The sequence below is a fragment of the Acidovorax sp. GW101-3H11 genome, assembly GCF_001633105.1.
GTDB lineage: Bacteria > Pseudomonadota > Gammaproteobacteria > Burkholderiales > Burkholderiaceae_C > Acidovorax.
The window spans coordinates 1-20864 of record NZ_LUKZ01000030.1 but is presented as its reverse complement, the minus strand read 5'-3'; the positions used below and the strand labels follow the sequence as shown (position 1 = coordinate 20864).

Here is a 20864-nt window from a genome sequence, read left to right as displayed (position 1 = left end):
TGGTGGGTACGATGCAGCCATAAACCAAATCGATAGTTCTTATTTCTGAAATCATGGCAATTGATATCAGGGCCATGGACCTGAACCTGCTCAAGGCACTGGATGCCTTGCTCGATGAACGCAGCGTAACCCGCGCCGCCCAGCGCCTGTCGCTCACCCAGCCTGCGGTGAGCGGCATGCTGACCCGGCTGCGCGAAAGCTTCGATGACCCGCTTTTCGTGCGTACACAGCGTGGCATTACGCCCACGCTGCGCGCGCAAGAGCTGGCCGCGCCGGTCAAGGAGCTGCTGGGTGGGATCGAGTCGCTGCTGCAACCTCAGGCCTTTGACCCTGCCACGGCGCAGATGACGGTGCAGCTCGCATCCACCGACTACGCGCTGCAGGCGGTGGTGGTGCCATTCCTGGCCATGCTGCGTCGCCGCGCGCCCGGCGTGCGCGTGGCCGTGGTGCCGGCCCAGCATCTGCCGGTGTACGAGCGGCTGGAGCGGGGCGATATCGATCTGGCCCTGATCAGCCCCGAGAACACGGCGCCCGACCTGTATGCCCGGCACCTGTTTGACGAGCGCTACGTGTGCGTGATGCGCGCCGGGCACCCGGATGCGAAGGGCGGCGCGCTGTCGCTGGACCGTTTTTGCGCGCTGGACCATGCGCTCATTTCGTACACGGGTGGCGGCTTCTGCGGCGTGACGGATGAGGTGTTGGCACGCTTGGGCCGATCACGGCGGGTGGTGCTGTCGATCACCAGTTTTCTGGTGCTGCCGGAGATCCTGCGCAACAGCGACCTGATCGCGGTGGTGCCCCAGCGGGTGGTAGCTGATGCACGCGGGCTGGTTGTGCTGGAGCCACCGGTGGCCATACCTGGCTTCGTTAAAACTGCTGCCTGGCATGAACGCACCCACCGCTCCCCGGGGCACCGCTGGGTCCGCTCGGTGCTGTTCGATACGTGTGGGTGCAAGGAGGCCGGTAGTCCGCTGCATTTACCGAAATTAGAGAAAAACTATTGAATTAATCAAAACTATTACCTTTTCATAAGGGAATGCACTCCATACCATCAGCTGCTCACCAACGCCAACAGGAGTGCCTCATGACACAAGAGACAAACAAGTGCCCGTTTGACCACACCAAGGCTGCCGCGCCCAAGGGCCGTGGCAATGCCGACTGGTGGCCAGACCAGCTCAATATCCGTCCCCTGAACCAGAACTCCCCGCTCACCGATCCCATGGGCGACGGCTTCGATTACGCAAAAGAATTCAAGAGCCTGGACCTTGCTGCCGTGAAGGCCGACCTGCATGCGCTGATGACCGACTCGCAGGACTGGTGGCCCGCAGACTTTGGTCACTACGGCCCGCTGTTTGTGCGCATGGCCTGGCACAGCGCGGGCACCTACCGCCTGGCAGACGGCCGTGGCGGTGCGGGGGCCGGGCAGCAGCGTTTTGCGCCGCTCAACAGCTGGCCCGACAACGCCAACCTGGACAAGGCACGCCGCCTGCTCTGGCCCGTCAAGCAGAAATACGGCCGCAAGATCTCGTGGGCCGATCTGATGATCCTCACGGGCAACGTGGCGCTCGAATCCATGGGCTTCAAGACCTTTGGTTTTGCCGGTGGCCGCCCCGATGTGTGGGAACCTGATGAGAACGTGTACTGGGGTGCCGAATCCACCTGGCTGGCGGGCGACAAGCGCTACAGCGGGGAGCGCGACCTGGCCAACCCCCTGGCCGCCGTGCAGATGGGCCTGATCTATGTGAACCCCGAAGGCCCCAACGGCAAGCCCGACCCCATCGCCGCCGCGCGCGACATCCGCGACACCTTTGCACGCATGGCCATGGACGATGAAGAGACCGTGGCATTGATTGCTGGCGGCCACACCTTTGGCAAGACCCACGGTGCGGGCGACGCGGCCCTGGTGGGCAAGGAGCCCGAAGGCGCGGGCATCGAGGAGCAAGGCCTGGGCTGGAAGAGCAGCCATGGGTCCGGCAAAGGTGGTGACACCATCACCAGCGGCCTGGAAGTGACCTGGACCACCACGCCCACGCAGTGGAGCAACAACTTCTTTGAGAACCTGTTCGGCTACGAATGGGAGCTGACCAAGAGCCCGGCAGGCGCGCACCAGTGGACGGCCAAGGGGGCGGCCGCGACGATTCCGCACGCCCACGATCCGTCGAAAAAGCTGGTGCCCACCATGCTCACCACCGACCTGTCGCTGCGCTTTGACCCGGCCTACGAGAAGATCTCGCGCCGCTTCCTGGCCCACCCCGAGCAGTTTGCCGACGCGTTTGCACGCGCCTGGTTCAAGCTCACGCACCGCGACATGGGGCCCCGTGCGCGTTACCTGGGCGCCGAAGTGCCCGCCGAAGTGCTGGTGTGGCAAGACCCGATCCCGGCGGTGGACCACGCGCTGGTCGATGCGCAGGACATCGCGGCGCTCAAGGCCAAGGTATTGGCATCGGGCCTGTCGATTTCGGAGCTCGTATCGACGGCCTGGGCTTCTGCATCCACCTTCCGGGGCGGTGACAAGCGCGGCGGCTCCAACGGCGCGCGCATTCGTCTGGCGCCACAGAAAGACTGGGAAGTGAATCAGCCTGCGCAACTGGCCAAGGTGCTGGGTCAGCTCGAAAAGATCCAGCAGGCCTTCAATGCGGCACAGAGTGGCGGCAAGAAGATCTCGCTGGCCGACCTGATCGTGCTGGCCGGTGGTGCCGCCGTGGAGGCTGCTGCGAAGCAGGCGGGTCAGAGCGTGACCGTGCCCTTCACGCCGGGCCGCACGGATGCATCGCAGGATCAGACCGATGTGCCGTCGTTCGAAGTGATGGAGCCCGTGGCCGATGGCTTCCGCAACTACGTGCGCCCGGGCCTGGAGGGCGCCGTGGCCGAGTTGCTGGTGGACCGTGCCAACCAGCTGACCTTGACCGCGCCGGAGATGACGGTGCTGGTTGGCGGCCTGCGCGTGCTGGGCGCCAATGTGGGCCAGGCACCGCATGGTGTTTTTACGCAGCGGCCCGGCACGTTGAGCAATGACTTCTTCGTGAACCTGCTCGACATGCGCACCCAGTGGCAGAAGTCGGCGGGTGCAGCAGGTGTGCTGGACGGTGTGGACCGCAGTACGGGCGCCAAAAAGTGGACCGGTACGGTGGCCGACCTGGTGTTTGGCTCCAACGCCGTGTTGCGCGCGCTGGCCGAGGTCTATGCCAGCAGCGATGCGCAGGCGGTGTTTGTGCAGGACTTCGCCCGCGCCTGGACCAAGGTGATGAACCTGGACCGGTTTGACCTGGCGGCAGCCAAGTCCTGAGCGTAGTGCCAACGCCCCCTGCGGGTCCTTAGGGACGCCTCAGGGGGCGTTTTTTTGGTGCGTGCATGGGGCAGCTACGATGGCGGCCCCCAAAGAACTGAACCGGAGAGCCCGCATGACGCAACCATCCAACCCCTCCACCAAGGACTTCGACAAAGGCCTGGCCACGCGCAAGCAGGTCATGGGCGAGGACTTTGTGGCCAATGCCTTTGGCAATGCCACCGACTTCACCCAGCCGATCCAGGAGTTCATCACCCGCAACGCCTGGGGCGATGTGTGGCAGCGGCCGGGGCTGGACATGAAGACGCGCAGCCTGATCACCGTGGCCTTTCTCACCGCGCTGGGCAAGCAGCATGAACTCAAGGGCCATGTGCGCGGCGCGCTCAACAACGGCGCCACGTCGGCAGAGATTCAGGAAGTGCTGCTGCACGCCAGCATCTACTGCGGGCTGCCTGCAGCGGTGGAGGCCTTCCGCACGGCGGCGGAGGTGATCGACGGGCCCAAGAAGAGCTGACGATGCGGTCTTCCGCTTGGACTGCTTCCTGTCGCCCGTAGAACTGGCATGCACCAAGCCAGCGCCACCGTGGAACTGGCTTTGCCAGGCCACTGGTGGCGTCCCCCTCAGGGGGAAGGCGCGAAGCGACTCAGGGGGGGCTATCCCCCCGCCAGCAGCTTGTGCACCAGGTCGGCGGCGGTGGAGGCGTTGTACTTGCGCATGAGGCGCGCGCGGTAGATCTCCACCGTGCGGTGGCTGATCTCCAGTGCCCGGCCGATCTCCTTGGAGGTCAGGCCTTCCAGCAGGCGCGCCGCCACCTCGCGCTCGCGGCCCGTGAGCTCGGCCTTCACGGCGCGCTGCGAACTCAGGTCTTCAAAGCTCCAGATGCCCGAAGCGTGCGGGTTTTCGCGGTTGAGCGCGCGGCCCGACACATGGCACCAGAACACCTCGCCGTTGGCACGCTTCATGATGCGGTTGTCGGCGTAGTGGCCTTTGGCGTTCAGGATGGGCTCCATGTGTGCGCCCAGGCGCTCATACTCGTCGGCGCTTGGGTACAGTACCTGGAACGACTGGCCGATGAGCACCTCGCGCGAGGCGCCGAACATCTCGCAGACATGGCGGTTGCAATCGACCATGGTGCGGTTGCGTGACAGCACCAGCCCCACGGGGGCCATGTCGAAAGCCAGTCGGTAGTCAACGTCCATAGTGCAAGTCTTTACGAGAAACTACTTATTTAGATACGTAGTATCGTAGCGTATCCCAATTCATAAGGAGATCGTGGTGAACAAGATATTCCCCTCCGCAGCCGAGGCCCTGAAGGGCGTGGTTGCAGACGGCCAGCTCATGGCCGTGGGCGGTTTCGGGCTGTGTGGCATTCCCGAGGCCCTGATCGACGCGCTGCGCGATTCGGGGGCGAAGAACCTCACCGTGATCTCCAACAACGCGGGCGTGGACGGCTTCGGCCTGGGCAAGCTGCTTGAGACCCGCCAGATCAAGAAGATGATCTCGTCGTACGTGGGCGAGAACAAGGAGTTCGAGCGCCAGTACCTCGCGGGCGAGCTGGAGCTGGAATTCACCCCCCAGGGCACGCTGGCCGAAAAGCTGCGTGCGGGCGGCGCGGGCATCCCGGCCTTCTTCACCAAGACCGGCGTGGGCACCATCGTGGCCGACGGCAAGGAGCTGCGCGAGTTCGACGGCGAAACCTATGTGATGGAGCGCTCCCTGGTGCCCGAAGTCTCGCTGGTCAAGGCCGATGTGGCCGACAAGTCCGGCAACCTGCGTTTCAACCTGACGGCGCGCAACTTCAACCCCGCCGCCGCCACTGCGGGCAAGGTCTGCATCGTGGAAGTGGAAAAAATCGTGGAAGTGGGCGAGCTGGCCCCCGACGACATCCATCTGCCCGGCATCTACGTGCACCGCATCGTGCTGAATGCCAACCCCGAAAAGCGCATCGAAAAGCGCACGATCACAGAAAAAGCAGGAGCCTGACCATGCCGTGGACCCAAGACCAGATGGCCGCCCGTGCGGCGCAAGAACTCGAAGACGGTTTCTATGTGAACCTGGGCATCGGCATCCCCACGCTGGTGGCCAATTTCACCGGTGACAAGGAAGTGTGGCTGCAGTCCGAGAACGGCATGCTGGGCATCGGCCCCTTCCCGACCGAAGACAAGGTGGACCCGGACCTCATCAACGCCGGCAAGCAGACGGTGACCACCATCAAGGGCTCGTCCATCTTCGGCAGCGACCAGTCGTTTGCCATGATCCGTGGCGGCAAGATCAACCTGTCCATCTTGGGTGCCATGCAGGTCAGCGAAAAAGGCGACCTGGCCAACTGGATGATCCCCGGCAAGATGGTCAAGGGCATGGGCGGCGCCATGGACCTGGTGGCCGGCGTCAAGCGCGTGATCGTGCTCATGGAACACGTGGCCAAGAAGAAAGACGGCACCGAAGACCTGAAGATCCTGCCCGCCTGCACGCTGCCCCTGACGGGCGTGGGCGTGGTGGACCGCATCATCACCGACCTGGCCGTGCTGGATGTGACGCCACACGGCCTCAAGCTGGTGGAGTTGGCACCGGGCGTGACGTTCGAAGCCCTGCAGGCCAAGACGGGCGTTACGCTGATCAAGTAACGCAGCTATTCACGGCCATTCGTTGGCTGTGTGGTGCGCAGCAAAAAAGGCCGGAGTCCTGCAAGGGACTCCGGCCTTTTTGATGGCATTTGCACTTCGCGACCGGCCTGCACAGGCCGGTTGGAATTACATGGCGCTGAATTCGCCCGAAGGGATCTGGCCGGTGCGCAGGGCTTCGGCAGCCTGGGCACGCACAGCAGCACGGTCAGCAGTGGACTTGTAGGTCACCACGCGCGAACCAGCGGGTTCGATGGAACGGGTCTGGGCCACGGTAGCGGCTTCAGCAGCCACTTCAGCGCGGGTGCGGTTCGTGTCGAACTTCAGGGCAAATTGCGAGCTGTCGGCTTCGTCAGCGTGGGCGCCGAAGGCAGAGAAAGCAGCCACAGCGGCGATGGAGAGGATGCGAGCGGTCTTGTTCATGGTGAAACTCCGGTGAAATTCAGAAATTGGGGTTCAAGTAATCAGGGGTGTGGGTGTTGAATCCAGCGGATTCAGTTCAACCACGCTCGCCGTAAGCGATCTGGCCAGTGCGCACAGCATCAGCAGCCTGGGCACGCACAGCAGCGCGGTCGGCGGTGCTCTTGTAGGTCACGACACGCGAACCAGCGGGTTCGATGCTGCGGGTCTGGGCGACGGTGGCGGCTTCGGCGGCCACTTCAGCGCGGGTGCGGTTGGTTTCGAACTTCGTGGCGAACTGCGAAGCATCGGCTTCGTCAGCATGGGCGCCAAAAGAGGCGAAAGCAGCGACAGCGGCGATGGAGAGAAAACGTGCGGTGTTGTTCATGATGAAAATCCTTGAAGTTAAAAAAGCGGCTCAAAAAACCGGAGCAAAGAGCAAAAACTGAAAGCTGCTTCAAACCGGGTTCGGTGAGTCGCCTTGCGGGTTCGGCTCATCGATGGGGTGAACTGTACGCGGGTAAAGGTCACAGAAAAACCACCGGGTCGCGAACTAACTGTTCCAGTGTTGGAAACAATCGACGCGGAACTTTTCAGGTTTTACCCAAGACTGACTGTCCGAAGGGTGCAAAAGCGGGCTTTAGCCATCCGCATTCCATGGAAACCCTGATGCAGATTTGGAACGGTGCAATCGACAGTTTCCTGGCGGGAAAGCGCCGTGGCAGCCGGTGATCGTGCTCCCCCAGGCGGTGCAAGGGAGCCTTTGGCAGGCCATGGACAGCGCTTGATGTGCATCAAGACCGTGCAGTGTCGAAGAGCGTTTTATGTCAGTGCCCCGCAAGAGAACGTCATATAGTCCAAGGTAACGATTTGTTGTTCCTCGCATGACAGACCCTTTTGTTTCGGTGGATCTGGATACCGCCGACAGTCCCCATTACCTGCGCGCGCTCACCGACATGGCCGACCGCCGCACGGTGGTGGCGGACGCCGCCATCTAGGGGTGATCTCACTTTCCGTGCAGAAAACCCGGTTAGGAGCTACGGGTTAACCCGCACTTTTTTATTGTCTGGAATTATCAGTAGCGAATACGTAGACTGCAGCAGGCTTGCGACCGCGCCAGCCACGGGAGGACCAGCTTGTCTAGCTACTACCTACGCTTCGTTGGCGCCGATACCCTGCCCAAATCGCTATCTAAGCGGGAAGTCGAAGAGTGCTTTGGGCTGAGCATTGAAGACATCCAGGAGCTGCGCCCGCCCCGGTTCAGAGGGACTGCACGCCTTGGCGCTGCAGTCCAACTGGTCATGCTGCGCGCCACCGGGCGGCACCCCGATGCCTTTTCAGGCCTCCCCTCCGTTTTGCTGCGGTACCTGACCTCAGCGCTTGGTATGCATGCGACGGACATCGCTTCGGTGACCTCGCTGTACAAGGACAAGGACACGCGATACGAGCACCAGCTCTGGGCTCGGGAACGTGTCGGGTTCGCGGTAGTAGACGACACCACCAAACCGCTCCTGGCAGATGCTTTGGGGGAGCTTTCCGCCTCAGCGGTATCAGTCGATGACCTGATCCAACAGTCAGAACACTGGCTTTTTGATCGACGGCTCGTCCTGCCTGGTGACCGGACACTGCGCGACATGGCGCGCATGGCATTTGCTGAACAGGAGAATGCAGCAATCGCAGCGGTCCGCACCTGTGCGCCACCCAAACAGGTTCAGGCGGCTCTCTCGCACGCATTCTCAAAGCGATCAGGGCCCGGCGGTCACACAGTGCTGGAGTGGCTGCGCACACCCCCAGGGAAGCACGGGCAGCTCACGCTGAGCGAGGTCACCAAGAAAATCGAGTGCCTCAAGTCACTGCAAGTTCACAAGTGGAAGCTGTCGGCGATTCCATTGAATCGTCTCAGGGCGTACAGCCAAGAGGTGATCAATCGTCCACCCTCCGCGACGAAGTTTCTTTCGGAAGATCAGCGCGATCTACGCATCGTCTCTTTCCTGCATGTCACCCTCTTGGATCAGACTGATCTCGCCGCAGACATCGGTGCCCGGTGTCTCACGGATCTCTATCGCAAGGCCTCTGGCAAGGTACTCAAGAAGCAGGCCGAAAGTGCTGTGGACCTGCGTGCTGAGCGTGTCAAGCTGAAGGACATTCTCTACGACGCGCAGTTGACCGATGCTCAGATCGTCGCGGCGATGCGCGACTTGGTGCCCAAGAATGGAGAAAACTTTGCCGGCACGCGGGCTCAATTCGTCCGCGAAACACTGGTGAAAGAACAAGCGCCGCGTATGTCGGCCCTGCTGAACGCCCTCGGAGTCCTGGAGATCAAAGGTGAGGAAACAGACAAGGCGCTCAAGCAGCTCAAGACGCTGCGCGATTTGTCCAAACGCGGCATCAGCAGCCTGCCCGAGGGGTTTGATGTGTCGGTTGCAGACCCGGGCTGGCACTCGCTACTGGAAGGCCCTGATCGCAAGGTTGCTCTTGCAGCTCTTAAAGCAAGCGCAGCGACTTCCTTGAAGAAAGCGATCAAGGGCGGAAAGCTATGGCTGGAACACAGTAGCCGCCATCGCAACCGTGCCGATCAGCTGATACCCGAAACGCAGTGGGCCGAGAAACACAAGTCGCTGATCCGTGCTCTGAGCCTGACGGACAATCCCGACAAGTTCCTAGACCGCGTGCTGGGACGGGTCAAAGCCGGCATCGGTCAACTGGCGCAGGCCGTCGAAGACGGGGCTTTGACCATAGACGGCCAGGGGCATATCCACATTGCCCCGATTCAGGCGCTGGAAGTCGAACCTCAGGTCACCAAGACACGCGAAAGCATGTTCAACATGATCGGTGATGCCCAGTTCGGCAACATGCTGGTCGAGATCGACGCCAAGACTGGCTTCAGCCAGGCCCTGCTGGGCCGCAGGGCCAAAGATATGGGTGAACTGAAGGCCGTCTACGGCGCTCTATACGCACACGGAACGGAGAACACTGAATCGCCCCGGGTTTTGAGGAGGCTCAACACTCTGAGAGGATTGAGCCATGAAGAAGACGAACAAGTTCTCACCCGAGGTGCGTGAGCGTGCAGTGAGGATGGTGCAGGAGCAGCGCGGGGAGTACCCGTCACTGTGGGCAGCCATCGAGTCCATCGCCCCCAAGATTGGCTGTGTACCCCAGACCCTGAACGAATGGGTCAAACGTGCCGAAGTTGATGCAGGCACACGAGAGGGTGTCACCACGGCCGAAGCCCAACGGGTCAAGGAACTGGAGCGCGAGGTCAAAGAGCTGCGCCGGGCCAACGAGATACTGAAGCTGGCCAGCGCGTTTTTCGCCCAGGCGGAGCTCGACCGCCGCCTGAAGTCTTGAAGGCCTTTATCGACCAGCATCGCAATGCTTTCGGGGTCGAGCCGCTCTGCAAGGTCTTGCAGGTCGCCCCATCGGCGTATTGGCGCCACGCCGCGCTGGTACGCGAGCCTCACAAGCGCTGCACCAGAGCCAAGCGCGACGAATTGCTGATGCCGCAGATTCAACGCGTCTGGCAGGCCAACATGCAGGTCTATGGCGCCGACAAGGTATGGCGGCAACTCAGGCGTGAAGGCACGGCAGTGGCACGCTGCACTGTTGAGAGGCTGATGCGGCAGCTGGGCTTGCGCGGGGTGATGCGCGGCAAGGTCGTGCGAACCACCACCAGCGACAGCAAAGCACAGTGCCCGCTGGACAGAGTCAACCGCCAGTTCAAGGCCGATAGGCCCAATCAACTGTGGGTGAGCGACTTCACCTACGTTTCGACTTGGCAGGGTTGGTTGTATGTGGCCTTCGTCATCGACGTGTTTGCCAGGCGCATCGTTGGGTGGCGTGTGAGCAGTTCGATGCGCACAGACTTCGTGCTCGATGCCTTGGAACAAGCCCTATATGCCCGTCAGCCCGAACGCGACGGCAGCTTGGTCTGTCACTCCGATAGAGGCTCGCAGTACGTCAGCATCAGGTACACCGAGCGGCTGGCCGAGGCGGGCATCGAGCCTTCGGTGGGCAGCAAGGGCGACAGTTACGACAACGCCCTGGCCGAGACCATCAATGGCCTGTACAAGGCCGAATTGATTCATCGCCGGACTCCATGGAAAACCAAGGAGGCGGTGGAGTTTGCAACGCTCGAATGGGTATCGTGGTTTAACCACCATCGCCTGCTCGAACCCATTGGCTACATACCGCCTGCTGAGGCTGAGGCAAACTATTACCGGCAACTCGCCAGTCAGGGCACCGAGGTGGTGGTCTGACTTAAACCAAACAGCCTCCGCGGAAACCGGGGCGATTCAGTTGATTGTCGTGAGGTAGGTTGACTCCAACCGAGTGACCTTCTCAAGCATGTCCAGCAAGGGACGGGCCAAGTCCTCAAGGGTTTTGGCTCTAACGACGGAATCGGATAGTCGGGAGAGAAGCGGATCCATGGCTGCAAAGTCAATTTTTTGAACGGCTGGCACAAGTCGGTCCATCTGCAGATACTGTCCCTCTTGGCACTGTACGCCAGTTTTGTTGTTCCATAGCACTCAAGAAAGAAGCCAAGTCTCCGCTCGCTCGGCTCGCATTTTTTTGGCCTGAATATAGTGGTGCATTCCCAGTTAGTTTCCAGGAGTCTCCGTTGCATCGCTTCGGCAGCCTCTGATTGGCCTCATTCCTGCACATCGAACAATGTTTGGCTCGTAAAGTTATCCGCCATTTCGATTCGGATGCAGAAGTCAACGATATCTTTTCTCTTTTTTCTGCTCAGGATGTGCAGCCTTACTGGTGAGTAAAAGCTTCTTGTCGGCGGGACTTCATATGGCATCCCGTAAATGGTGACCGTGGATGCCGGTTCTTTGTGCTCTAGGACGGAAAACTCCCCTTTGCTTACGATCTCCATCAGGGCTTTACCCCCGTCCGTACAGGCGATTTTCATCTCCGGAGAATTGACAATCTGTGATCTCTCATAGGAAAGTTTGCCTTCAACGATATCGCTCACCCTAGCCAATTCTCGATGGTCCTCGGTGGAAATGCTTGTGAACGTATCGATCTGCACGCTCTTTCGAAGATATCGGAGTACGCTTCTCGCTCGCTTTACGTAGTAGGCAAATGAGAGTATTTCCCTCATTTCTTCCATAAGTTTGGGGGTATGGAACTTCCCGTCCGCAACCTGGTTTCCATCGATTTCCAAGGCGAATGAGAGGGAGGCCGTGGAGTCAAGAACCGTTTCGAGTAAATTTATGAATGCGTCTAAATAAGGAGGGTTGGCGGCATCCTTTCCATGCCACGCTTTGACGTTGGTAGTCAGAATTGAAACCGAGTGAACACCATCCCCATCGACAGGTGTGAAAATTATTTCCACATCGAGAAGGCCATCAAATAATTTTCCAAAAAATCTGATCTGTTTTCGTCCAGCTGATATTTGTCCAGTAATGTGTTCAAAAACCGGACGCGCACTCTGCGGTGCCAGTATCTTTAATACTGCTTGACGCATGCCCGGAATGATTGTTATGGATGCCATGTCAGCATCGTTTTGCAACACGTCGAAGAGGCCTGAACCTTCAAACGCTACACCATTGAGTGGCAGTGTCGCTTCGTAACCGTCGTCGAGAGCAGCGCGAAGGCCTCTGCGCCAAACTTCGGCTGACTCCGGGCCAACCTTGATGGAGAAGGACACAGGCTCTTTTACGCCTAAAGTAATCGTTGTTTTACCGCCTGAGTACGTCGTTGAGATAGTGAACCTAGGATCAACAGACTCAAGTTGATTGGCCAGCGCTTTGTGAACGTTGCCTATGGCTTCAGGATAAAAACCGGGCGATTTGTTACCCATGGCCATGGCCGCCATACGATAAATGTCCCGTTCATCGGGTAGCCGTTTACCTTGCTCCATGAGAGCCCTTGCTTCAGCCGATGCTTTCCATTTCTGAAGCGTTTCTGCAGAGTACGACTTGGGGTCTCGGTCGATGATGGTCGAGCAGGTTTGGCACAGCCAGATGATGTTGCCGAAGCCGCGCCTGTCCTCAACCGTCATCGTTGGTAGATAGCGAGGCCCCCCGGGGGCTGCCGCGTGAATATGCGCGCCGACCCCCACATTGGAAATGTTTTTTTCGCCTGCAGGACCGAATGTGGGTGCACGGCAGTCGGGATTTGAACAACGGCCTGCTACTCGCTGATATGCCTGGATCTTGGTCGGTTTAGTGAAGTCGTCGCGTGCCATGAATGATCGTCATTGACTTTTAATGCAGAGACTGTGTGAGTATTTCTCATTGACTGGCAACAAACGTGCAGGCAAGAAGTGGGCTTCCGTCAAATTCTTCTTTCGGTCAGACTTGGGCGACGCTTGAAACAGCGCGACCAAGGTTCGCTGTGTTTCAATGTCCGCCTGCAGAATCTGTTACACCTTAATAGTTAACTCTGGATATAACAATTCTCAGGGTCTGAGGCACTATTCGGCAACCGCCTAGCCTTGCGACATTGCCACCTTGAAACCCTCGTAGTTAAAAACTTTCAAAGGCGTAGCTGCCGGATTTCCTTCAACATCAGGTACGTCAAGTCGAAGATTTTTTTCAAAGTAAAAGAGAAGTGCTTTTCTAATAGAGATGGAAAGCTCCCCATCCACCATTTCATAGTCTTCCATGACTCCTCGTTTCTGAACCTCATTAAGCTTCGGGTTAGGATAAAGCCGAACTTCAAACAGTTCATTCCAAGCGGTGTCGTTGGCGATGGCGCCTTCAGCTTTGCCATATTCTCTGGTGGCATCACAGCGAGATAGAAGGAAATCGCGGAAAGCGTGCCTGTTGTGACAGAAGGCGCGGACGTGCCATCGCGCACCATCGTTCACAAGCGAGTGGGGGGAAAGCCACCTCCATGCTTTGTCCAGATTGGCGTTGTTCATCGATTGATACGAAACCTCAATCGCCCGCTTTTCTCGTATCGCCTTTGTCATCGCCCGAAGCACATCCGACTTCACCCGCCTGGAAGGAACGGGCATAAGTGCAGCACTCGGTACATCCCCCATCCAAGAGTCCAGCAGACGAATGCGATCCCCAGACGCATCGTGCAGATGAGCCAGATAGACATCTGCTCTGAGGTCTAGAAAGAGTGGCTGAAAGTGTTCCGTGCTGACGTACCGCTTCTCACTGGAGTCGTACACCAGGTTGCGAGGAGCAAGCTGTTGGTACAAGCCAAGGTCTGCAGATGCCTGAGGGGTGGAGACTCCAAATTTTTCAGTGATATCTCCGCGCCGGACGCCGCCTTCCCAGTAGAGACGGAACTCAATGAATTCGAGGCGTCGTTCAGTGCCCCAGCGAATTTTGTCAGCCGTAGTCTTCATGCGTATAGTTACTTGACAGGTAAAAAAGCAATACCCATAATGAAACTATACGCAAAGGACTGATCCTTGTCCACGCGGGTTACATTGGGAGATAGCTGTGAGCCACACTTGGAACCACGAACGCGCCAGTACCCACATCGACAAGAAGATGGAGGATGTGGAGATCGTCATCGTCAAGCAGTATGGGCGCGACATGTCGCTTGAGTCCATTGCGACCAATGCAGCGTACCGCGTCGATGGCGTTCACATGTACGCAGACATCCAAAATCTGCGTGAAATGTTGAATGTGACTGACGTGGAAGGCCCGGATTGCCACAAGCGCACGCTGCGATTTCTCGACCAACACTATCGCGCTGTCAATCGCATCCTCAGGCGTGTTGACGCTCGCCGGGTGGACTTTCACAACCAGCGGCTCCATTCTCTTTTCACCAAACCGTACAACTCCGAGACTGGAGCTGAGAAGAAACGCGTGCAACGTGCAGTCGCAACAGCACAGCTCATGATTGACGTCTTGAATGAGACCAAAGATGACGATGCAAAGATACCCGCAGCAGTCTTGCGCGTTGGCATCGACACAGGAGAGACTCTGGCTGTTAATAACGGACGCAGCGGGAATCGCGAACCATTGTTCCTGGGAGATGCCGCGAATCATGCTGCGAAATTGGCCAGCAACCTGTCCACGAAGGGTATCTACCTTACGAATGCTGCAAGATTGGCGATTGGCCTCAAGGAAGTCGATGCGCCCGCAAAGACGGCTTTGACCAAGGACGAAATTAAAGAATGCCAAGACGCCGCAGACCTCGATGTCACAGCCGCAACCATCGTCAAAGAGTGGCGGGAAGACCAGAAAAACAATCCTTTGGGGGGCTTTGTTTTCACGCGGCATACCCCTCCGTTTTCGACTATGGACATTCCTGCACTGACGCCCGGCAACTCGCGCCGCCAGGAGGCGGTGAGCATCTACGCAGACATCGACGGCTTTACGGCTTATGTCGCAGACAACATTGAGAACAACGCTGAGAACGTAGTCCGTGTGCTTCACGTGTTGCGTGCCGAACTCGAACGCGTGCTCACCACAGAATTCAAGGGACGTCGAATCCGCTTTATTGGGGACTGCATCCATGGCCTGATTTGTGAGGGTACTGCAGCAACTACGGAAGTCCAGGATACGATTTCTGAGGCCACACGTCTGGCTGGAGCATTCCGCAGCAGCTTCGATCTTTCTATAGAGAAGCTTGAAAAGAAGAAGTATTTTTCGGGAAAGATGGGTCTTGCTATCGGCTTCGATTACGGCCCAATGACAGTAACCCGTCTCGGCCTGAAGGGGAGTCGTGTTCGCTGTTCGGTGAGTCGTGGAGTGCTTTCCTCGGAGGACGAACAGGTCCGCTGCAAAGGAACAGAAACGGCCATCGGCCAGAGCGCCTATGACGAGGCTTCTGACGCGGTAAAGAAGGTGTTCGGCAACAAGCGCATAGTCGCAAACCTCGACTACTTTGAGGCCACAGAAGCACTCGCTGATAACGGCGACAAAGCCGCCAACAGCGCCCGCTCGGCTGGCACGGTCGCCGGCACGCCTGCTATTGCTAAAGCCCAAGAGCAGGTGGTCCGGCCTTACTGTCGGGTAAAGGGGGTGTAATGCCGACTGCAGTCGAATTCATCGCGGCTGTCGCGCCCGCGTACAACGCAGCCGCTGAGCATGTATCGGCCGTGAGCGTCATTCTCCGATTCAATCTTGCTCTCAGTGATGGTCGGGCTGTCCCTTACGAAATCGAAGCCAAACAGGTCGGGGACAGGAAGGCGATGGCAAAGGAGTGCCAACCGATCAATTTGCCCGAGTTCTGCCCCCAGCGCCATATCAATTCTGACGGCTCCTTCTGTCTTTATTGGTGGGAAGTGTCCAACTTAGACATTTCGGATGAGCAGACGGCGCACGCATGGTGGGGAACCCTGTGGAAGTTCCTGACGCTCCAGGCCCGGGTAAAAAGAGCTCGGCGTTGGCCAAACGAGAATGAGTGGGCCCACGGTGCAGCAGCTGTCCACCAGCATAAAGCAGAGCTAGCAGCGCATGAGCTCGGAGGCGAGTATGAGATCGCGCTGAAAGAAAGACGGCTTTCAGTCGTAGAGAAGAAGCGCGTCTTGCAGCTCTTTAAAGACAAGAAACATCTATACAGCGTTTGGCTCGACTCCAAGAAGGTTGTGAACCTTAAGCAGCGTTGCATATGCGGTTCGACTGGAAAAAAGGGTCGCAAAAGACTTCGTAGGTGTGGCTCACATGCTTCAGACGCATCCCAACTGGCTGTAGCTCTCCTTTTGTGGGAAATCGAAGAAAAAGCATTTTGGCACTCCTTTCGAGACAGGCAATGCTGTGGGACTTGTGACGACTGCCCGCTGCAGCGCTGATCACCTAAAACCTGCTCAATTTCAAAATGAGTACAAGTCAAGAAAAACTGTCCAGCGCCCAATGGATTTTTGAGCGAACGCTTGGCTGGATTGCCTCAGCTGAAATCAAGGTTGGTGCAATTACCGCCATCGATTTGGCAATGCTCACGGCTTTGGGTGCGTTCTTTAGCGCAGAGCCATCAAAAAATCCTTGGGCAATTTTCTTCGGTGCGAGTGCCGCAGGTGGGCTATTCATTGCATTGTTCTGTACAGCAATGGTGCTCTCCCCTCGCCTAAAAGATGGGCCCAAAGAATCGCTAATATTTTTCGGCGCAATTGCATCGCTACCACGTACAGACTACGTCATGAAATTAGAGGCAGTTAGCGAGCAGGACATCCTCAAAGACATTGCAGCTCAGATTCATCGAAATTCCGAAATTGCGCAGAAAAAACATGAGTACGTCAAAAAATGTCTATTCTGGTCGTTGTTTTCTGTGATTCCATGGATTTCGACGGTGGGTCTTCTCGTCAAGTACTGATCGATATACCACAACCACCCTGAATTACCTCCGCGTAACTGGAGTAGGGAGATTGCTACAGCGACCGCCAAGGCGCTGCATCAAGCGAATTGAAGGAAATACAAATAAAATCTAGAGGAATCAAACTAATGGTCACAAAAATTCTGCTTGGACCCGTACTCTCATTTCGGGGATCCTCAAAAGGTAAATGGAAGGTCAGCGCGCTCATCGGCATTGGTGAACTTGATAAAGCACCAAAACTTGTGGTTGACGGGAAAACGGCATCAAACAGCTTGGTGCTACTCAAGCATGGCGGACGCCAGTATCTGCGCTACGACCTGACAACGAAGCAAGGCAATCAGGAGCGCAAGGTTGAGTACACCATCGAAGGCGTTGACGAGGTATGGCATTTCACAATGCCAGGAAGGGACTATGCACCTCGCATGGCCTACGTGTCATGCAATGGCTTTTCGGACCCCAGCAGCATTCGCAAGTTGATCAAGGGCGAGAACGCCGTCTGGGCGGATCTGCTATGCAACCACGACAAGCAAGTGCGCCCTGCGGGATACATGCTCGACAAGGAGCAGCTTTGGCATGAGTCAAGGACCCATGACAAGGATCTACAGCGTTTCCACTTGCTGCTGATGGGGGGAGATCAAATCTACTTTGACTCAATCTGGGAAGACGTCAAAGAACTGAAGGGGTGGATAGGACTGTCCAGGGATGAGCAATTGGTGTTCCCCGTTGGCCCCGAGCTGGAGGCGAGGATTGAGGACTACTACCTCAGGCTGTATGCGGACAGATGGCTACCCAAAGTGCGAGGCGCTTGGGATGCCAATACAAAGCCGCTTGATGCGGCGCAGGCCATGGCGCGGACTCCCACAGTGATGATGTGGGATGACCACGACATCTTCGATGGGTGGGGTTCCTACAGCTGCGAGATGCAGCACAGTCCACTGTTTCAAAGACTCTTCCATCATGCACGACGAGCATTCTGGGTGTTCCAGATGCAGCATCCGGCAGAGCGGCTTCCTGAGTTGGTGCCGAGAGACGACGTGCAAGTCAGGGCGAATGACCCGCTCTACAAGAAAATTGAGTGGACGGAAGCACTCAAAGGCGATGCCCTCGCGTTGCCTCTACTGGATCTACAACCCGGTTTCAGTTTCGCGCACGCTATCGGCCCCGTGCAGCTGCTGGTTGCGGATCTGCGAACCGAACGCTCTCACGAACAAGTACTGGGCCCCGACACATGGACCGCACTGAAGGCTTGGCTCAAGCAAATTCCAGAGAACGGGCGCAAACATCCGGGGGAAGGATGTCAGCACCTGCTGTTCATGTCATCCGTTCCTGTCGTGCACCCGAAGCTTTCACTGGCTGAGGCGTTCCTGGACAACTTCGGCTCCGACAACGTGCTCGATAGCAGTGCAGATGATCTGAAAGATCACTGGACCCATGATGACCATGAAGGCGAGAGGCTGCGTCTACTCGAAACCCTGTTCGCAACCGCAAAGGCCAAGCAACTCAGGGTCGCCATCGTCTCGGGGGATGTGCATGTGGCGGCACATGGGGTTGCCTACCGCAAAAATGTGGGTCCACAAGACAACTGGGCACAGATTCAGCAATTGACATCGACAGCTGTGGTCCACCCATCGCTGGTATCTGTTCCTGAGCGATTGTTTTTTCACGTCCTGGATAGCGTGGGCAGGATCACGCAGGACTTGGACGTAAACACCAGTGCGGAGATGCTGATCTTTCCGCAGTCGAACCGGCGGGTCATGGCTGCTCGGAACTGGCTCGCGATCGAGCTAGACATTGGGGCGGGCAATGTCGCGGGCTCCAAGCTCTGGGCCACTTGGCGATGCGAAACGAAAGATGGGGTCTCGAATCACCTGATGGCTGTGGAGCCAACGGCTGTGCCAGAGGTGGCATTGCTTCGTACGTAGCCCATGCTGCCGTTGCAGCGATGCCGCAGATCGATTCTGGAGGCCACGTGGACGTAAGCAGAAACCCATTCGTTCAACTTCAACCGCATTACTGGCGCATACACGCCAAGTACTACAGATAAAAAGGAAGACATGCTTCAACGACTACAAGGCGAAGAGGGCCGTCGCCTGCGGGTGCAAGCTATGCTGTCCCAGAAGATGGTCATGGGCAATCGAGAACTAGCTGATTACTTGGCTGACGATGCAAAGTTCTTCCAGGTGACAACTGGTCACGTGCTGATCCAGCAGGATGCGGCCGACAACGATGTGTTTTTTGTTGTGACCGGCGCGTTCAACGTGTTGGTCAACGGGCATATCGTGGCGCGCCGCTTCCCCAATGACCACATTGGCGAGATGGCTGCCGTGGAGATGACGCAAAAGCGTGCGGCTTCTTTAGTAGCCACGGAGCTTAGCGTAGTGGCCCAGATCTCGGAAGCGCAGTTCTCGGCCATTGGCAGCAAGTACCCAGAGGTGTATCTAGCAGTAGCTCGCGAACTGTCGCGACGGCTCCACCAGCGCAACGCACATGTTGGCGCGGCTCGCGACCGCATCAAGGTGTTCGTCATCTCCTCAAGGGAGTCCCTCGCTGTTGCGCGCGTTGTACAGAATGCCCTTTCATACGACAACTTTGTCGTGAAACCCTGGACTGACGATGTATTCCGCGTAGCAAACTACCCGCTTCAGAGCCTTTTCGACGCGGTATACGATGCAGATTTCGCCGTTGCGATTGCTCATGCCGACGACACTACAACGGTCCGTGGTCAGAGTTGGCCTACACCGCGCGACAACGTGATCTTCGAACTTGGTATGGCCATGGGGCACCTTGGTAAGGACCGGGCGATATTGATGGAGTCACGCGAGCACGGGGTAAAGTTGCCAAGTGACATGACCGGTATCACTACTATCCCCTATAGGTATGAGCCTGGCTGTGATGCCGCAGCATTGATGGGTCCGGCATGTAACCAGCTGCGCGATCATATTCTGCGTCTCGGGCTGAACCTCTGAGATTTTGAAGGCCAATAGACAGCAACCAAGGGATGCTCCACAAGTACGCGGAGACATCACGCCCATAGATATCCAAGGCTGCGCCACCCCATCACTCACCTGCCGCCTGAGCTGTCTACCAATCGCTTTTTACGCCCAGCGGTTGACGATGGTTGAAACTGCGCAACCAAGGTTCGCAAAGTGTCAGCCTCCGCCTTGTGTTGTGCCACCGCCTGCAGTGCCTGCTGTAACTCAACACCTTGCAGCTGGTTCACGCGGGCGCTCTCGGCTAGCGAAGCCCGTGCGCTCTCCAGGGCTGCGGCCAATCGCGTCTGAGCTGCGTTGGCCTCCAGGACCTTGGCATGGTGATCACGCTCCACTTCTGCGAGCTTGCCCCGCAGCTGCTCCAGTTGCTTGTCTACCTGCGTTCGAGCAGTGCGCTCCCGATCAATTTCACGAAGCGCGCGGCGCTCGGCCTCGGCCGCACGCGAGGCCGCCTCATCGATGGCCGCACGCCCCTTGTCAAGTTCAGCGCTGAAATGCTGTCGGCTTTTGGACTGCTCCAGCTTCAGTTCATCCACCTGCCGGGACAGCGCCTCACCCCGCGCAGTGCATGCGGCGTGCGCACGCCGCTCTTGTTCAAGCTCAGCAGCAAGGCCCTGAACTCGGATCTCCAGTTCAGCGGCTGTGCTCTGTGCGGTCTGCATTTGGGCCTCCAGGGCAGTGCTTCGCTGCTGAGCCTCCTGCAGCTCTGTCTGGGCACTCTGGGCTTCGGTCCGGGCTTCCACGCGTAGAACAGCCAGTTCCTCGCGTGCCAACTCCGTTGCCTGGGTCCATAGCACGCTGACCGCCTGGCCTGCGGCCTCTTTAAGCGCCTCCGGTAGATCGGGGTGATCGATCTCTACCCGAGCCTTGCCGCGCAGATCTTCCCAGAACTTGGCCAGCGCTTCGGCTGGGGCGCTCATGGAGCCTTTTCGCACGTGCTGATACAGCTTGCTCGCGGTGGGCGTGATGCCGTATCGAAAAAACAGCAACGCGCACACCTCGCGGTACAGCGCTTTCGTATCGCTGAAACGCTCCCGCAGGGCTTCAACTTCGGCTTGGATTTCGGATTCTTCGCTCATTCTTAAATAATACAACGTATAACGTACAAATCATTGATTTAATTTTCAATCTCTGGACATAATTACTCTAATGTCCATAGAATTTGAGTCATGAGCAGTTTGATCACCGCACCGGCCGTTTTGGCGCATCTTGAGCCTTTGGAGGGCTTGGTGCTACCCCTTCACCTGTCAGGCGAGCGGGGGCGCAATCGGGGGCAGGGTCTACCCCAAGTCGCAGCCAATGACGACCGTACTGCGGTTTTGGCCTGGCTCGCGCGC

Annotated in this window: 19 protein-coding genes, 1 pseudogene and 1 other annotated feature; of the genes and pseudogenes, 13 read left to right on the top strand and 7 right to left on the bottom strand. The window is 57.9% G+C overall.

The window, feature by feature from the left end; translation table 11 throughout:
- The first annotated feature begins 53 nt into the window (after positions 1-53).
- The 3 genes from A1D30_RS21390 (at position 54) to A1D30_RS21380 (ending at position 3800) form a co-directional block, all read left to right on the top strand.
- Entirely contained in the window at positions 54-1004 is a 951-nt protein-coding gene (locus A1D30_RS21390; protein WP_063462751.1) for a LysR family transcriptional regulator, read from the top strand.
- Positions 1005-1084: 80 nt separating this feature from the next.
- Positions 1085-3286 carry a catalase/peroxidase HPI gene (katG, locus tag A1D30_RS21385; RefSeq protein ID WP_063462750.1) on the top strand — a complete coding sequence of 734 codons (2202 nt, stop codon included), beginning with the start codon at positions 1085-1087 and terminating at the stop codon, positions 3284-3286.
- Positions 3287-3401: 115 nt separating this feature from the next.
- Positions 3402-3800, top strand: a complete 399-nt coding sequence (locus A1D30_RS21380) for a carboxymuconolactone decarboxylase family protein (protein WP_063462794.1) — start codon at positions 3402-3404, stop codon at positions 3798-3800.
- 140 nt (positions 3801-3940) lie between these two features.
- Here A1D30_RS21380 and A1D30_RS21375 read toward each other — a convergent pair whose 3' ends face one another.
- Positions 3941-4486, bottom strand: a complete 546-nt coding sequence (locus A1D30_RS21375) for a PAS and helix-turn-helix domain-containing protein (RefSeq protein WP_063462749.1) — start codon at positions 4484-4486, stop codon at positions 3941-3943.
- 76 nt (positions 4487-4562) lie between these two features.
- On the opposite strand from A1D30_RS21375, the gene A1D30_RS21370 reads away from it, so the two are divergent.
- A complete protein-coding gene (locus A1D30_RS21370) occupies positions 4563-5270 on the top strand; it encodes a CoA transferase subunit A (RefSeq protein ID WP_063462793.1) in 708 nt (235 codons plus the stop codon).
- Positions 5271-5272: 2 nt separating this feature from the next.
- Positions 5273-5911: a 3-oxoacid CoA-transferase subunit B gene (locus A1D30_RS21365; protein WP_063462748.1), complete on the top strand. Its 639-nt coding sequence runs from the start codon at positions 5273-5275 to the stop codon at positions 5909-5911.
- Between the two features lie 126 nt (positions 5912-6037).
- On the opposite strand, the gene A1D30_RS21360 is transcribed toward A1D30_RS21365, so the two are convergent.
- Positions 6038-6331, bottom strand: a complete 294-nt coding sequence (locus A1D30_RS21360; protein WP_063459401.1) for a hypothetical protein — start codon at positions 6329-6331, stop codon at positions 6038-6040.
- 76 nt (positions 6332-6407) lie between these two features.
- Positions 6408-6695 carry a hypothetical protein gene (locus A1D30_RS21355; protein WP_063459199.1) on the bottom strand — a complete coding sequence of 96 codons (288 nt, stop codon included), beginning with the start codon at positions 6693-6695 and terminating at the stop codon, positions 6408-6410.
- Between the two features lie 11 nt (positions 6696-6706).
- On the opposite strand from A1D30_RS21355, the gene A1D30_RS25645 reads away from it, so the two are divergent.
- From A1D30_RS25645 to A1D30_RS21340, 3 genes are all read left to right on the top strand, one after another.
- Positions 6707-7039: a hypothetical protein gene (locus A1D30_RS25645; protein ID WP_131798513.1), complete on the top strand. Its 333-nt coding sequence runs from the start codon at positions 6707-6709 to the stop codon at positions 7037-7039.
- Positions 7040-7443: 404 nt separating this feature from the next.
- Positions 7444-9369 (top strand): DUF4158 domain-containing protein, encoded by a 1926-nt coding sequence (locus tag A1D30_RS21350; RefSeq protein WP_063462747.1) that lies wholly within the window; start codon positions 7444-7446, stop codon positions 9367-9369.
- Positions 9332-10563, top strand: a protein-coding gene (locus tag A1D30_RS21340; RefSeq protein ID WP_109791009.1) for an IS3 family transposase whose coding sequence is annotated in 2 segments (ribosomal slippage) — positions 9332-9620 and positions 9620-10563 — 1233 coding nt in all. Because the reading frame shifts where the segments join, the coding sequence is not laid out codon by codon here. Before A1D30_RS21350 ends, A1D30_RS21340 begins: the two co-directional genes overlap by 38 nt.
- Positions 9610-9726 (top strand) — a sequence feature (AL1L pseudoknot). Its footprint overlaps the gene before it by 117 nt.
- A 39-nt stretch (positions 10564-10602) precedes the next feature.
- Here the strand turns inward: A1D30_RS21340 and A1D30_RS26525 are convergent.
- From A1D30_RS26525 to A1D30_RS24965, 3 genes and pseudogenes are all read right to left on the bottom strand, one after another.
- Positions 10603-10734 (bottom strand): annotated as a pseudogene (locus A1D30_RS26525) (diguanylate cyclase); the annotation flags it as partial.
- Between the two features lie 221 nt (positions 10735-10955).
- The gene (locus A1D30_RS25640; protein ID WP_131798512.1) at positions 10956-12503 is read right to left on the bottom strand and encodes a hypothetical protein; all 1548 of its coding nucleotides are present in this window, start codon (positions 12501-12503) and stop codon (positions 10956-10958) included.
- 243 nt (positions 12504-12746) lie between these two features.
- The gene (locus A1D30_RS24965) at positions 12747-13619 is read right to left on the bottom strand and encodes a WYL domain-containing protein (RefSeq protein ID WP_082836567.1); all 873 of its coding nucleotides are present in this window, start codon (positions 13617-13619) and stop codon (positions 12747-12749) included.
- Positions 13620-13716: 97 nt separating this feature from the next.
- Between A1D30_RS24965 and A1D30_RS21325 the strand changes: the two genes are divergently transcribed.
- From A1D30_RS21325 to A1D30_RS21315, 5 genes are all read left to right on the top strand, one after another.
- A complete protein-coding gene (locus A1D30_RS21325; RefSeq protein WP_063462743.1) occupies positions 13717-15255 on the top strand; it encodes an adenylate/guanylate cyclase domain-containing protein in 1539 nt (512 codons plus the stop codon).
- Positions 15255-16019: an E2 domain-associated cysteine-rich protein gene (locus A1D30_RS25635; RefSeq protein WP_347336246.1), complete on the top strand. Its 765-nt coding sequence runs from the start codon at positions 15255-15257 to the stop codon at positions 16017-16019. The genes A1D30_RS21325 and A1D30_RS25635 overlap by 1 nt, the downstream gene beginning before the upstream one ends.
- A 26-nt stretch (positions 16020-16045) precedes the next feature.
- Positions 16046-16537 carry a Pycsar system effector family protein gene (locus A1D30_RS25630; protein WP_131798510.1) on the top strand — a complete coding sequence of 164 codons (492 nt, stop codon included), beginning with the start codon at positions 16046-16048 and terminating at the stop codon, positions 16535-16537.
- Between the two features lie 128 nt (positions 16538-16665).
- On the top strand, positions 16666-18459 hold the full coding sequence (locus tag A1D30_RS21320) for an alkaline phosphatase D family protein (RefSeq protein ID WP_063462742.1): 1794 nt from the start codon (positions 16666-16668) through the stop codon (positions 18457-18459).
- Positions 18460-18591: 132 nt separating this feature from the next.
- Positions 18592-19503: a TIR domain-containing protein gene (locus A1D30_RS21315; RefSeq protein WP_063462741.1), complete on the top strand. Its 912-nt coding sequence runs from the start codon at positions 18592-18594 to the stop codon at positions 19501-19503.
- Between the two features lie 95 nt (positions 19504-19598).
- Here A1D30_RS21315 and A1D30_RS21310 read toward each other — a convergent pair whose 3' ends face one another.
- Positions 19599-20606, bottom strand: coding sequence for a DNA-binding protein (locus A1D30_RS21310; RefSeq protein WP_063462740.1), 1008 nt, complete (start codon positions 20604-20606; stop codon positions 19599-19601).
- Positions 20607-20864: the final 258 nt, after the last annotated feature.

Bases quoted from the DNA above. Each gene is read 5' to 3' on its own strand.
- A1D30_RS21390 (WP_063462751.1), top strand. From the start codon at position 54: ATGGCAATTGATATCAGGGCCATGGACCTGAACCTGCTCAAGGCACTG.
- katG (WP_063462750.1), top strand. From the start codon at position 1,085: ATGACACAAGAGACAAACAAGTGCCCGTTTGACCACACCAAGGCTGCC.
- A1D30_RS21380 (WP_063462794.1), top strand. From the start codon at position 3,402: ATGACGCAACCATCCAACCCCTCCACCAAGGACTTCGACAAAGGCCTG.
- A1D30_RS21375 (WP_063462749.1), bottom strand. From the start codon at position 4,486: ATGGACGTTGACTACCGACTGGCTTTCGACATGGCCCCCGTGGGGCTG.
- A1D30_RS21365 (WP_063462748.1), top strand. From the start codon at position 5,273: ATGCCGTGGACCCAAGACCAGATGGCCGCCCGTGCGGCGCAAGAACTC.
- A1D30_RS21360 (WP_063459401.1), bottom strand. From the start codon at position 6,331: ATGAACAAGACCGCTCGCATCCTCTCCATCGCCGCTGTGGCTGCTTTC.
- A1D30_RS21355 (WP_063459199.1), bottom strand. From the start codon at position 6,695: ATGAACAACACCGCACGTTTTCTCTCCATCGCCGCTGTCGCTGCTTTC.
- A1D30_RS25640 (WP_131798512.1), bottom strand. From the start codon at position 12,503: ATGGCACGCGACGACTTCACTAAACCGACCAAGATCCAGGCATATCAG.
- A1D30_RS24965 (WP_082836567.1), bottom strand. From the start codon at position 13,619: ATGAAGACTACGGCTGACAAAATTCGCTGGGGCACTGAACGACGCCTC.
- A1D30_RS25635 (WP_347336246.1), top strand. From the start codon at position 15,255: ATGCCGACTGCAGTCGAATTCATCGCGGCTGTCGCGCCCGCGTACAAC.
- A1D30_RS25630 (WP_131798510.1), top strand. From the start codon at position 16,046: ATGAGTACAAGTCAAGAAAAACTGTCCAGCGCCCAATGGATTTTTGAG.
- A1D30_RS21320 (WP_063462742.1), top strand. From the start codon at position 16,666: ATGGTCACAAAAATTCTGCTTGGACCCGTACTCTCATTTCGGGGATCC.
- A1D30_RS21315 (WP_063462741.1), top strand. From the start codon at position 18,592: ATGCTTCAACGACTACAAGGCGAAGAGGGCCGTCGCCTGCGGGTGCAA.
- A1D30_RS21310 (WP_063462740.1), bottom strand. From the start codon at position 20,606: ATGAGCGAAGAATCCGAAATCCAAGCCGAAGTTGAAGCCCTGCGGGAG.